The sequence below is a fragment of the Inquilinus sp. KBS0705 genome (assembly GCA_005938025.2).
Lineage (GTDB): Bacteria > Bacteroidota > Bacteroidia > Sphingobacteriales > Sphingobacteriaceae > Mucilaginibacter.
Genome location: VCCI02000002.1, coordinates 553,138 through 566,118 on the forward strand (window position 1 = coordinate 553,138; position 12,981 = coordinate 566,118).

At 43.1% G+C, this 12,981-nt stretch carries 9 protein-coding genes; 2 read left to right on the plus strand and 7 right to left on the minus strand.

Translation table 11 applies throughout. The features are described 5' to 3' along the window. Window positions 1-83 precede the first annotated feature (83 nt). Window positions 84-3,779, plus strand: a complete 3,696-nt coding sequence (locus FFF34_013890) for a GHKL domain-containing protein (GenBank protein TSD64981.1) — start codon at window positions 84-86, stop codon at window positions 3,777-3,779. On the opposite strand, the gene FFF34_013895 is transcribed toward FFF34_013890, so the two are convergent. Then, complete coding sequence (locus FFF34_013895; protein TSD64982.1) at window positions 3,771-5,282, minus strand: gliding motility-associated C-terminal domain-containing protein; 1,512 nt, start codon at window positions 5,280-5,282, stop codon at window positions 3,771-3,773. The two genes, FFF34_013890 and FFF34_013895, sit on opposite strands and share 9 nt — an antisense overlap. Window positions 5,283-5,402: 120 nt before the next feature. Continuing rightward, window positions 5,403-6,323: a hypothetical protein gene (locus FFF34_013900; protein TSD64983.1), complete on the minus strand. Its 921-nt coding sequence runs from the start codon at window positions 6,321-6,323 to the stop codon at window positions 5,403-5,405. Window positions 6,324-6,586: 263 nt separating this feature from the next. Here FFF34_013900 and FFF34_013905 point away from each other — a divergent pair, with 263 nt between their 5' ends. Beyond that, entirely contained in the window at window positions 6,587-8,134 is a 1,548-nt protein-coding gene (locus FFF34_013905) for a family 10 glycosylhydrolase (GenBank protein ID TSD64984.1), read from the plus strand. On the opposite strand, the gene FFF34_013910 is transcribed toward FFF34_013905, so the two are convergent. From FFF34_013910 to FFF34_013930, 5 genes are read right to left on the minus strand one after another with little or no spacing between them, the layout of a single operon-like run. After that, a complete protein-coding gene (locus tag FFF34_013910) occupies window positions 8,135-8,929 on the minus strand; it encodes a DUF1835 domain-containing protein (protein TSD64985.1) in 795 nt (264 codons plus the stop codon). Beyond that, window positions 8,922-10,538 (minus strand): ATP-dependent DNA ligase, encoded by a 1,617-nt coding sequence (locus FFF34_013915; protein ID TSD64986.1) that lies wholly within the window; start codon window positions 10,536-10,538, stop codon window positions 8,922-8,924. The genes FFF34_013910 and FFF34_013915 overlap by 8 nt, the downstream gene beginning before the upstream one ends. Then, window positions 10,535-11,602, minus strand: coding sequence for a ligase-associated DNA damage response exonuclease (locus FFF34_013920; GenBank protein TSD64987.1), 1,068 nt, complete (start codon window positions 11,600-11,602; stop codon window positions 10,535-10,537). Before FFF34_013920 ends, FFF34_013915 begins: the two co-directional genes overlap by 4 nt. A 56-nt stretch (window positions 11,603-11,658) precedes the next feature. Next, complete coding sequence (locus FFF34_013925; GenBank protein ID TSD64988.1) at window positions 11,659-11,976, minus strand: (2Fe-2S)-binding protein; 318 nt, start codon at window positions 11,974-11,976, stop codon at window positions 11,659-11,661. Next, window positions 11,973-12,980, minus strand: a complete 1,008-nt coding sequence (locus tag FFF34_013930; protein ID TSD64989.1) for an NAD(P)/FAD-dependent oxidoreductase — start codon at window positions 12,978-12,980, stop codon at window positions 11,973-11,975. Before FFF34_013930 ends, FFF34_013925 begins: the two co-directional genes overlap by 4 nt. Window position 12,981: the final 1 nt, after the last annotated feature.

Here is a 12,981-nt window from a genome sequence, read left to right on the forward strand (position 1 = left end):
CTTTCATCTTTGAGTACATTTAAAACGATTTGACTACCGCAGGGAAAATTCGGGGATTGCTGGCTTTGCTATTCGTCAGCCTATTGTTTACAGCAATTGTTGTTGAAAAAACGTACACCCCTGCAAATAACTTAACGCAAACCGCCAGGATACTCGAAAACAACCTGCACGATAGGGAAAACTACGTTTACGCGGCAATTAACGATCAAAAAACGCTTAACGAGATTAAGCTGCTATCGGTTAACCCCACAAAAGCCGTACAGTATATAGACAGGTTTACCGTTAAAAAGAACATCTGGATATTTACCTACATCAACAATAAGCTGGATTACTGGACAGGGGTTAAAGTAATACCCGATGATGTGAGCCAAATAAAAGAGGGCTCATCATTCCTTAAAATGCCTAATGGCTATTACGAAGCTATTAAGCATACTGAGGGCGCTATAACAATAGTTTTTTTTATACACGTAAAAAACAACTATACCTTCACCAACAAATACCTTCAAAACAACTTTAATAAGGAGCTAACCACCGAGGATAACATTGATATAGCTGATTTTACCGATAAGGGTGTTTATGCTCTACATGATGTTAACAACAGGTACTTGTTTTCGGTTAAGCTGGTAAAAGAAAAGCTGAACGAGCGGTTCTATTATTTTGTGGTTGCTTTTTGGCTAATGACCATCCTCACGCTATGTGTATTAGTACACAACATTATAAGCTATATGGCCCGCAGGCAGCAGGTGTATTTGGCCTTATTGGTGTTGGCTGTGTTTATTATAGTGTTTAGGTTTGTTAATTTGCATTATGGCTGGCCAAACTTTACCAGGCCGTTAAAGCTTTTCGACCCTAATATTTACGCGTCAAATTATGTATTCCCTTCCCTGGGCGATTTTTGCATCAATATCTTAGCGATAACCTGGTTCAGTAGCTTTTTATACACGCAGCGTAATCATCTTTTAAAAGGTATACCGGGTAAAGCGGTAAGCTATGCTGTTTTTGCGGTTTGTATATTGGTGCTTGTGGTTACATCTACCACTTTGCTGCATATTTTTTACGGGCTTATTGTTAACTCGAAGATCAGTTTTGATGTAAATAACGTGCTTAACCTTTCGGTATTTAGCCTGCTGGGGGTGTTAATGCTGTGCTTTAGCTTTTTAACATTTATATTATTAACCGAAACCATACTAACCATTTGTATCAAGCTAAATATAGCTGTAGGTATACAGGCGGTGCTTTTTATAGCAACTATTTTAATTATCACAGCCGTAGTAGGTGTTTATGTAGAGTTTAGCCTTTTTTATGTGTTTTGGATGGTGTTGGTATTAATAAGGGGGCACGCTTATTTTTATAACGACAGAAGATTTACATCAGGTGCATTTATTAGCATCGTAGTTATTTGCGCATTAATTGCCTCAACAAAACTTAACCGCTTTGAAGCCGATAAAGAAAGGGAAACACGCAAGGCACTTGTACAAAGGCTGGAAGTGCCCGACGATGCTACTGCCGATATCCTTTTTAAAAAAATAGAGAAACAAATAATAGTCGACCCGCTTTTAGTGCAGTATTTCCGCACGGCCGACCATACCTCCGATTACCTGAAAACACGCTTGCAAAAGCTGTATTTTGACAGATACCTATCCAGGTACGATTTTAAGGTACATGAGTACAATGACGATAACCAGCCCGTATCGGCCGATAAAAACTATACACTGGATGTTTTTAAGGATATGGTGGTTTACAGCTCCTTTAAGGTATCAGATTATTTTTACCGAGAAAACGACTCATTTGGTTTCCAAAGCTATTTTGCCATATTGCCGGTAATTGATGAAGGCCGAAACCTGGGCACCATTGTAATTGAGCTTAGATCCAAACCGTTATTGGCTAACGGTACTTTCCCCGAATTGCTGATAGATAAAGAGATTGTTCCGGCCGACGAGTTTAAAGATTACTCCTATGCTTTTTACACCGATAATAGCCTGGTGGGGCAAAGCGGCACCGTTGTTTATAGCATAAAAAACACCTCGTTTAAAGGGAAACTTAAGCAGTTTACGTTCGCCAATACAAAGAGTGCCAAACAGGGCTGGTACAATAGGTTTACAAAGTTTAGCCACCTTATTTATCAGCCCAGCAAGCGCAACCTTATAGTGGTAACTAAAGACAGCAACCTGCTGTTGTCTAACATTACCGCTATTACTTTCTTTTTTGTGGTGATACTGTTATTTGATGCTCTTGTACTTGCCATACGCCTGTTATGGATCAAAGTAAGAATATTCAATATCAATAATAACCGTATCAAATGGGGCTTTAAGCTCAACTTTGATAAGATATTATATAAAACCCGCATACAATTCTCTATGATATTTGCCGTGGTGGTAACGCTTGTTTTGGTAGGGTTTATTACTTTTTTTTCTATCAGTAGCCAATACCAGGCGCAGCAGGATAAATTGATCAGGTCTAAAATAATGCAGCTGGCATCGGCTATAGAAAGTTCGTATCTAAGCAGTTTTACAAAGGATATTAATGAGGAAAGCAGGGTAAACTTTGACAGATTGGCCGACACCTACTCGGCCGATATTACACTGTTTAATTTACGTGGCGTACCCTTAATGTCTACCCAGCCTAAAATTTACGAGTATGGGCTTATAGCCCCGCGCATAAACGGCCGGGCATTTATTGCGTTAAGTAAAGAGCAAAAATCTGAAGTGGTGAACGAAGAGAAGGTGGGCAGCCTTGTTTACAAATCGGCCTATGTGCCTTTGCGCAATTTAAAACACGAAACTGTTGCCTATTTGCAACTGCCCTATTTTTCAAATGTTACTGATTATACCGAGCAAATTGGCTCGTTGCTAAATATAATGATAAACGTTTACGCGCTGGTGTTTATAGCCATTGGTTTATTTGCCGTAATTATAGCCCGGCAAATTACCGCGCCCCTTAATTTTATACAATACAATTTAAGCCGCACCATTTACGGTAAGAAAAATGAGCCCATCAAATGGGAGCGCGACGATGAAATAGGTGCGTTGGTTAAAGAGTATAACAACATGATAGCTGCACTGGAAAACAGTGCCCAAAAGCTTGCTCAGAGCGAGCGTGAGACCGCCTGGCGCGAAATGGCTAAACAGGTTGCTCACGAAATTAAAAACCCTCTAACGCCATTAAAACTGGGTTTACAGCTGCTTGATAAATCGTGGAAGGATAAAGACCCTAAGTTTGATTTGAAGTTTGAGCGCTTTAGCAAATCGTTTGTTGAGCAGATAGAAAGTTTATCATCAATTGCCTCGGAGTTTTCGGCATTTGCAAAAATGCCCGATACCCGCATCGAGTCCATAAACATTTTTGATATGCTCGGTCAGGCCGTTACCATTTTTAAACATATGGACAACGTGACCATCTTAATGCAGATACCCGACGATCCGTTTTTTATCAGCGCCGATAGGGATCAGTTGTTACGCTGCTTTAACAACTTGTTGAAAAATGCTATCGAGGCTACCCCACAGGATACGCAATGCGTTATTGAAATAAACTTTTTAACTACCAGCAAAAATATATTGCTTACTATAAAGGATAATGGTAACGGTATACCTGAGAATATGCGCGATAAAATATTCGAGCCTAACTTTACCACAAAAAGTTCGGGTACAGGACTTGGTTTGGCATTTGTTAAAAACTCCATCGAAAACGCCAGTGGTAAGGTTTGGTTTGAAACCACTACCGGCACCGGTACTACATTTTACCTAAGCTTCCCTGCTGTAAATGAGGCCGGCTTATCTTAAAACGGTAACATAGCCCGAAAGCTTGGCCGATCCATTTTTTACATCGATGATATAGTAGTATGTGCCTGCAGGTATTGGCCGATTATTGTAAGTGCCATTCCAGGGAGTGCTGTAATCTACCGAGTGATAGATCTGTTGCCCTGAGCGGTTAAAAATGCTAACCGTGCTACCCGGATAGGCAACTAAAGCCTTTATCTCCCAGGTATCGTTTACACCATCAGCATTAGGGGTAAAGGTATTGGGTATAACTATCGGCAGCTTTATTAAGATGGTTATGGTATTTGAAACGGGCGCTGTAACACACTTGTTTTCTTCAGATATGATACAGGTAACTTTATCGCCAAGGGTTAGGCCCGCGCGTGTATAATTAGCGCTATTAAGGCCCTCGTTTACGCCGTTTACCTGCCATTGATAGTTAACATTGCCGGTATTTGCTGCAACGGCAGTAAAAGTAACCGCCTCGTTGGCTTTTATATAATTATCTACCGCAGTAGATGTAATACTAACCGAATTGTTGCTTACGGTCTTAACACTTACGGTTTCCTGGTTTGATAAAACAGGCCCTGCCGAGCAGAGCACCGATGATAACATGCTACAGCTAACCTTATCGCCATTTTGCAAGTTTGTTGCAGTATATTCATCGCTGTTAGTGCCAACATTTTGGCCGTTTACTATCCATTGGTATTTGGGCCGTTCGCCCCCGTTTGCAACGGTAGCTTTATAAGTTAACGCCGAACCGGCACACGCATTAACGGTGTTTGTAGCTATTGTAATTCGCGCTGCTGCTGCGTCTGGCTGCAGGTTAACCACAAAGCGGTTAGACTTCTGCGGCGTACTTATATAACACTCACCTGTTGTTATTAATTCGCAGGTTATAACGTCACCATTTTTTACAGTGTTCACTACTAAGCCGGTATGATCGGTAGCTCTAATAAAAACGCCGTTTATATACCAAAGCAATCGGTAATTGCGAAACATGTTAAGGGTATAACCTGATATTTCTGAACCTATCGTGATCTCGTCGCCGCTGCAAAGCGGGGGAGGGTACGTAAGGTCGTAAATTCGTATTGTAGGCGTTGCGTATGGGTAAGTATATATACCGGTAACACTGTTTGATGTGCCGCTCAGGTTGTTTTCGGAATTTTTAACAATACATCTAACTACATCCCCAGGCTTTATTTTTATGGATGTATTATTAATAGTTAACTTAGGGCTGTTACCGCCAACAGATACCCCGTTAAGCTGCCATTTGTATACCGGGTTTAAACCGCCATATGTTACCGAAGCGGTGTAAATAAAAGCGGTATTTTCGCAAGCAACGTGCTGGTTAGTACTTACAACTACCAAAGGCGGATAGACATGAACTTTGGTAATAATTACAGGCTTCAACTTTAACGGCAAGCGGGGCGTAAAAGCGTCGCCTAAACATTTAACGGTTACTGCAACGGCACAAATCAGCAATAAAAATAAATTTAAAGCTTTGCCGTAATTTTTAAATGCCATTTAAATTGATGTATAGCCTGCCTAAATATACACCCCTTGTGCCAATTAACGCACCGTTTTAACAAAAAAACCGCCTGAAACACTGTTCAGGCGGTTTTTTTGTTAGTATTAAGTTGTTACTTATTTAAGTGTAAAACTTGTTTTACCCATTGTATAACTATCGGCATACAACAAAACGGTATAGCTGCCTTTTTGAAAAGGCGTAGGGTTAACCCAATCTATAGTGTAAACGCTGCCGTCATCTTTATAATCGATAGCAGTTTTATAGGTGTACTGCAAATCCTGGCTATCGGCGTTAAATGTACCTGAATCTGTTTGCGTAATCAGGTTGCCGGTTGGGTCAATAATCCGTACGTATACGTCATGCAGTGCTTTTTCGGCAACGGCATTGCTGGCAACAGTAAAGTTTATTTTTATTTTGCTTGCCTGTTTGGCTTTTGTAACGTCGACTTCCTTACCACTGTTTTTTACCTTATAGGCAACCACGCTGGCCGTACCCACCTTAATAGCCGATGCTACCTTTACCTTGGTATCAAGCTCCTGGTTTTTTTGCTCCAGGTCAGAAGCCTTTTGACTAACGGTAGCCAAATTGGTTTTTAAGGTATCGCGTTCGGTAGCAAGGGTGGTGTTCTCTTTTTTAAGTTCTTCAATGTCGGCAGTGTATTTAGTAACAAAATACCTTAATTGTTTAATGTCTTCCTGTGCTTTGCTTAATTCGGCTACGGTGAGCTTTCCTTTGGCTAATTCACTGCGTAAAACTTTGATCTTAGCTTTTAACGAATCGTTTTTAGCTTGCATTTCTACAGTCATTTTAGCGCGACCTGCATTAACCTGCTCTATTTGCGCTTCAAGGCTGTCAAGTTCGGTTTGTAACCTGGTTTTTTCGTCATTTTGATATACGATCTTGGTATCCGACTTGTTTTTTTGCATGTACAGGTACACATCAGTACCTAACAAGGCTACTACAACAGCTATCAAAAAATAAATTACGTTCGAGTTCTTTTTTGGCGATTGTTGTTCCGGTTGAGGAGAGTATTCCATGTTATAATAATTAAAGGTTTAAATAGTACCAAAGGCCTAAAGGCCTTTAATTAGCTATAGTTGCTTTTAATATTGTACCTAAATGTAGGTAAAATGCGCCGCAAAATAATAAAAATCTGTTTGCTTGCAGCACTTATACCCCTAAGGGCTAAAATTAAGTACAATATGATTAAAACACAAAATGCGTGTATTTATTATGTTAATAATAAAACTGCTTATTGATGAGTTTATATCTTTGCAGCTTTTAAACAAATAGTCGCTTAATGCATCTACATAAATATATTTCTGCCTTTATAGCTTTCTCCTTACTATATACAGTATCAAACGCACAAACAACTGCTACCGAAACTACCCAACCCGAGCCAAAGCGCGAGTTTCGTGGTGTTTGGATAGCTACGGTAGTAAACCTTGACTGGCCGCAAAACGCCCGCGGTACCGAAGAAAGCCAAAAAACCGACCTGATAGACCAGCTAAACGCTCACCAGCGTACCGGTATCAATGCTATAATGTTTCAGGTAAGGCCTGCTGCCGATGCCTTTTACGCTAAAAGCCGCGAACCCTGGTCGAAATATTTAACCGGCACACAAGGCAAGGCACCAACTTATGATCCGTTGGAGTTTGCCATCGAAGAGGCCCATAAACGCAATATGGAGCTGCATGCCTGGTTTAACCCATATCGCGCTACTTTTGATGGCAAGTTTTATACCCTTGCGCCAAACCACATCACCCGTACCAAACCCGAGTGGTTTTTTATTTACGGCGGTATAAAATTATTTAACCCGGGCCTGCCGGAAGTGCGCGAATATATAGTACAGGTGATATTAGATGTTGTAAAAAACTACGATGTAGATGGCATCCATATGGACGATTATTTTTACCCCTACCTTATTGATGGCCAAAAAGTAAACGACCAGGCTGCTTTTGAACAATACGGAGAAGGGTTTGATAATATTAAAGACTGGCGCCGGAGCAATGTAGATACATTGATAAAAATGCTGGGAGATAGCATACACAAAGTAAAACCCCGCATGAAATTTGGCATTAGCCCATTTGGTATATGGGCCAACAAAGCGCAAAACGAGGAAGGGTCGGAAACTGCCGGTGGCTCGTCATATTATGAGAACTATGCAGATAGCCGCCAGTGGGTACAGCAGGGTTGGATAGATTATATTAATCCGCAAATATACTGGCATATAGGCTATCGCCTGGCCGCTTTTGAAAAGCTGCTGGACTGGTGGAGCAACAATACCTATAACCGGCACCTATACATTGGGCAGGGGCCATACAGGTATTACGAGCAGCGTAGCCCCGCGTATAAAAATCCATCAGAGATACCTAACCAGATACGTTTATTACGTGCTAACCCCCGCGTACAGGGAAGCGTGTTCTTCAGATCGCAAACGCTTGTGGCCAATGCGAACCATTTAGCCGATACGCTTAAGCACAACTTTTACCGTTACCCTGCCTTGCCCCCGCCTATGCTTTGGCTCGACTCGATAGCACCGAATGCACCACAGGGTATTGCGGCCAAATACGAAGGCAAAGCCGGCATAACCTTAAAATGGCAGCCACCGCTTTTAGCCAGGGATAGCGAGCCGGTTTACGGGTATATTATTTATCGTTTTGAAGAGAATGACAAGTTTGAAATGAACGACCCTAAAAACATATTGTCTATTCAGTATAATACCATACCTATTTACCAGGATACAAACGTACAGAGGGGCAAATCGTACTATTACGTGGTAACGGCTATCGACAGGTTGAAGAATGAAAGCGACCGCTCGCCGACAGCCGCGATTAGTACACAATAATTAATCTAACTTGATCAGGCCTTTATCACCCAATTGCAATAGGTACATGTTCAATTCACTATCGCCCATGCCGTATATTTTTTCGGTGGCCCAAAAGGCACGATAAATATCAATGGGTTTATGGGTGCCGCTATTATAAATAGCCAGCAGTTTTTGATGGATGTAGTTTAGTCCGTCGCTGTTTACCTCTAATCGTTTTAAATGGGCGCGCATTGCGGCCTGCAGCATATGCAAATTACCCCAAAAGGTGGTTTCGGTTAGCCATGTTTTTAAACGGTCCGCATTGTTGCTTACATAAACGTCCCATGCTTCTGCTGCTAAAATAAAATCATACTCGCTTAATTGCAGGCGTATATTGTCGTACAGATAGGTAAGTTGTTCTCCATCCAATTCGCCCATGCCTGCAAAGTCATCCTTGCCGGGATATGTGTTCGGGCATATCAAATATATCGCGCGCTCGTTAAGGTCAGCCTGTTGTTTCAAAAGCATCATTACCCCTAGCATATTTACCTGGCAATGCAGGTCAAATTCAAACCAAAGGGTTATTTCATTATAACCTAAATTCAGCTTTTCTAAAGGGGCTATTACACTATCGTGATAGTGACCGGGTGTTTCGCTAAAGTTTTCGCATATCCAGTTGCTGCGCCGTTCCCAAAACTCGGCTGATGATATATCGGCAAGCAACGGCCCTTGTGACAGCACTTCCCGCCAAACCAAAACATCGCCATTAAGCCCGGTTTGTTCAAAGCCGGTTAAGGTGGCATCCCCGTTTAGTATATGCAGTGTGTTATTCATTTAGCAGGGCCTTTAAATTGTCTAATGTATCGGCTTCTTCTTTTGGTTTATCCTGCCGCCAACGCAATATACGCGGAAAGCGCAAAGCAATACCCGATTTGTGCCGTGTCGACCGGTTTATTCCTTCAAAACCTATCTCAAAAACCAGTTCGGGTTTTACGGTACGTACAGGGCCAAATTTCTCTAAAGTATTTCGCTTTATAAAGTAGTCTACCTTGTTTATTTCCTGATCGGTTAAACCCGAATAGGCCTTGGCGAAGGGCACCAGCTTATCGCCATCCCATACGGCGAAGGTATAATCGGTATAAAGGTCTGCGCGGCGGCCGTGGCCTTTTTGGGCATATATCATAACGGCATCAACGCTTAGGGGGTCTATCTTCCACTTCCACCAGTCGCCACGGCGGCGGCCTACCTGATAGGTGGCGCTTTTGCGTTTAAGCATAATGCCTTCGGCTATCATAGCACGCGACTGCTCCCTTATTTCGGCCAGCTCGTCCCAACTTTTAAAATCAATTAAGGCAGATATCCTGAACACCTCGGGGAAGGTGGTTTCCTGCTGTATTTTTTCTAATATTTTCCTGCGTTCCGATTGTGTTTTATGACGGATATCCTCTCCACCGTATTCCAGGCAATCGTAAGCTATGGTAGCAACCGGGCTATCGGTTAATATTTTTTTACTGAGATTTTTGCGGCCGATACGTGTTTGCAAAACATTAAAAGGCATGGGTAACCCATCCTGAAAGCTTAATATTTCGCCATCCAGTACCGTACCGTCTGGCAGGGCATTTAAAAAAGGGTGCAGTTCGGGGAATTTTTCGGTAGCCAGGTCTTCGCCGCGACTCCATATAAATATTTGGCCGTCGCGCTTTATCATTTGCGCACGTATGCCGTCCCATTTCCACTCGGCCTGCCATTCGGCGGCTTCGCCTAAGGCTGTGTTTATTTCGTCGGCGGTTTTCCGCTTTTCTGATGTTTCCTGTATGGGGTAAGCTAAAAAGAATGGATAGGGCCGTGATATATTATCAGCTGCATTTTGTTCCTGCACCAATTGGTCGTAAGTGTAATCTTCGGGCATCCAACTACCCATAATACGGTGGGTTAATGCCGCGGACTTAATGTCAGTAATATCGGCAAGGGCCTTTATAACCAAATTTTGCGATACCCCTATACGGAAACTGCCTGTAAGCAATTTGTTAAACACAAAGCGCTCCTGCCTGTCCAGCATGGCCCATGATGCCAGCAACCAGCTCTTTTTTTCTTCTTCGGTTTTGTTAGCTATGTTGTTTATTTCGGCTATCCATTCGGTTAGTGTTTTGCTGCTGCTCTCGGGGCTCTCAGGCATCAATAGCGACATTGTTTCGGCAAGGTCGCCAACTACATGGTAGCTTTCTTCAAATAGCCATACGGGGATATTTGAGGCCTCTATGGCCCAGGTGCGAATTAAGGTAGAATTAATGGGCCGTTTGGGCCGCCTACCTGTAAACAAGGCCAGCATATGCATTTTATCGGTATCGGGTACGCTGATAAAATAATCTTTTAAAACCTTTACCTTTTCGTTGGTTTTGTTGGTTTCATCTAATGAGAGGAATAGTTGTGCAAAGGCTTTCATATAACCGACTCCTTTTCCACATCACCGGCTGGTGTCGTTTCTTTTTTTTCCTCACCCTCAGTAATGCTGGCATCTTCTTCCTCGCCACCATATAGGGTATGCACCTCGTGCGCGTCAAATCCTATTTCGGTTAAATAACGGCTGAACGACGCAGTATAGCCATGAGTTAAATAAACCTTTTCACAGCCCGTAGCATCAATAGCGCTTATCAGTCCATCCCAATCGGCATGGTCGCTCATAATAAAGCCCCTATCGGCAGCACGCCGGCGTTTGGCCCCGCGCAGGGCCATCCAGCCGCTGCAATAACCAAAGCTGTATGGGCCAAATTTACGCATCCATGGTGTGCCTACTGATGATGGCGGTGCCAGTATAATACCTTTGCGCACCTCTTCTTTTGATGAAGTGGCTGTAATACGTTCTGTTGGGTTAAGAATAACGCCGTTGCGGCGCAGCGCTTCGTTGGTATTTTCTATTACGCCATGCGTATAAACCTTGCCGTTACCCATATCAAGGTTTTGAAGTATTCGCTGAGCTTTACCTAATGAGTAACCAACTAATACAGTAGCCACGCCATTTTCAAGGTTGGTTTGCCACCAGTTATTTACATCGGCAAATATTTGCGCTTGTGGCTTCCATTGGTAAACAGGCATGCCAAATGTACACTCAGATATAAAGTGATGGCACCTTACAGGCTCATATGGTGTAGATATCCCGTCGTCCTCGGTTTTATAATCGCCGGATACTACCCAAACCTCACCTTTATACTCCACCCGTATTTGAGCCGAGCCGATAACATGCCCCGCCGGGAATAGGGATACCTGAACGCCATTCTTTATTACGGTTTCGCCGTACTCAACGGTTTGCAGGTTAATATCGCCAAGGCGGTAGAGCATTACCTCGCGCGATAAGTGGTGCGCCAGGTAATGCTTGTGTCCCCAATAGGCATGGTCGGCATGTGCGTGGGTTATAATGGCATCGTCTACGGGTTTCCAGGGGTCAATATAAAATTTGCCCTGTTCGCAGTAAATACCCCTGTCGGTAAATTCCAGTAATGGTTTGGCCATGTTATCATTAACCCGTATAAGTCCAATTAGTTTTTGCGCTGGTATAGCCGTAGAATTTAGTCTTCGGGCGGAATAGTAAAATGGCAGCCCTCCAAGCTTTCGTTAACTCTTAGCTGGCAGGATAGACGTGTATTATCTTCAATAGAGGGTAAAGTATCCAATATATCCAGCTCGGCATCGCCCGGCGGGGGAAGTTGCTCCGCACCGGTTTTCACCTGCACACGGCAGGTTGCGCAAAGCGCCATGCCGCCGCAGGTAGCCAAAATATCGTATCCGCTGCCTTTAAGCACTTCCATCAGGTTAAGGCTTATGCCTTCTGGGACTTCTATCGCTGTTTGCTTTCCGTCCCTATCCTTTACATTAAATGTGATCATGCTAGTTCTGTTATGCCGTAAACGGTGGTGTATTTAAACGTTAATCTTTGATCGGGGTAAACGTGTTTAAATGCGCTTTGGGCCATTAAGGCGGCTTCGTGGAAACCACAAAGTATCAGCTTTAATTTACCCGGATAAGTGTTGATATCACCTATAGCATATATGCCCTCAACATTCGTGCTATAATCAAACGTGTTTACCTCTATAGCCGATTTATCAATTTTTAACCCCCAGTTTTCTATCGGCCCCAGCTTAGGGCTTAGTCCAAATAATGGTATAAAATTATCGGCCTGTATATGCTGGTCCTGCCCGTTTTGGCCCGTAATAGTAACCTGTTCTAAGTGCCCTGCACCATCTAATGCTACCACCCTTGATTTTAGCACCAAATCAATTATACCTGTACGTGCCAGTTCTGCCACTTTTTCGGCAGCATCAGGCGCGCCCCTAAACGTATCTCCGCGGTGCACCAGTGTTACTTTTTTGGCAACATTAGCTAAAAAGATGGTCCAGTCTAAAGCCGAATCGCCGCCGCCGGCAATTACAATATTCCGGTCTCTGAAGGCTTCGGGGTTTCTAACGGCATATAATACGCCTTTACCTTCAAATTCTGCTAAGCGGTCAACCTCAGGCTTGCGCGGTTCAAAGCAACCCAGGCCACCTGCTATAACTACTACCTTGCAGTTAATAAGTGTGCCCTCGTTGGTGCCGATTGTCCAGGTACCATCCTGCTGTTTTTCTAATGTTTCCACGCGTTCGCCCAGGGTAAATCCGGGGTGGAAGGGTGCTATTTGTTCAGACAGGTTATCAACCAGTTGCTGTGCGTTTATAGCCGGGTAACCCGGAATATCATATATTGGTTTTTGCGGATAAATTTCTGATAGTTGCCCACCCGCCTGCGGTAACGAATCAATTAAATGGCAATGCATTTTTAATAACCCCGCCTCAAAAACGGCAAACATGCCTGTAGGCCCGGCACCTATAATGCCTATATCTGTAGTTATCATA

What these genes read in the sequence shown, in the direction of transcription:
- FFF34_013895 (TSD64982.1), bottom strand. Translation starts at nt 5,282, where the DNA reads ATGGCATTTAAAAATTACGGCAAAGCTTTAAATTTATTTTTATTGCTG.
- FFF34_013900 (TSD64983.1), bottom strand. Translation starts at nt 6,323, where the DNA reads ATGGAATACTCTCCTCAACCGGAACAACAATCGCCAAAAAAGAACTCG.
- FFF34_013905 (TSD64984.1), top strand. Translation starts at nt 6,587, where the DNA reads ATGCATCTACATAAATATATTTCTGCCTTTATAGCTTTCTCCTTACTA.
- FFF34_013910 (TSD64985.1), bottom strand. Translation starts at nt 8,929, where the DNA reads ATGAATAACACACTGCATATACTAAACGGGGATGCCACCTTAACCGGC.
- FFF34_013915 (TSD64986.1), bottom strand. Translation starts at nt 10,538, where the DNA reads ATGAAAGCCTTTGCACAACTATTCCTCTCATTAGATGAAACCAACAAA.
- FFF34_013920 (TSD64987.1), bottom strand. Translation starts at nt 11,602, where the DNA reads ATGGCCAAACCATTACTGGAATTTACCGACAGGGGTATTTACTGCGAA.
- FFF34_013925 (TSD64988.1), bottom strand. Translation starts at nt 11,976, where the DNA reads ATGATCACATTTAATGTAAAGGATAGGGACGGAAAGCAAACAGCGATA.
- FFF34_013930 (TSD64989.1), bottom strand. Translation starts at nt 12,980, where the DNA reads ATGATAACTACAGATATAGGCATTATAGGTGCCGGGCCTACAGGCATG.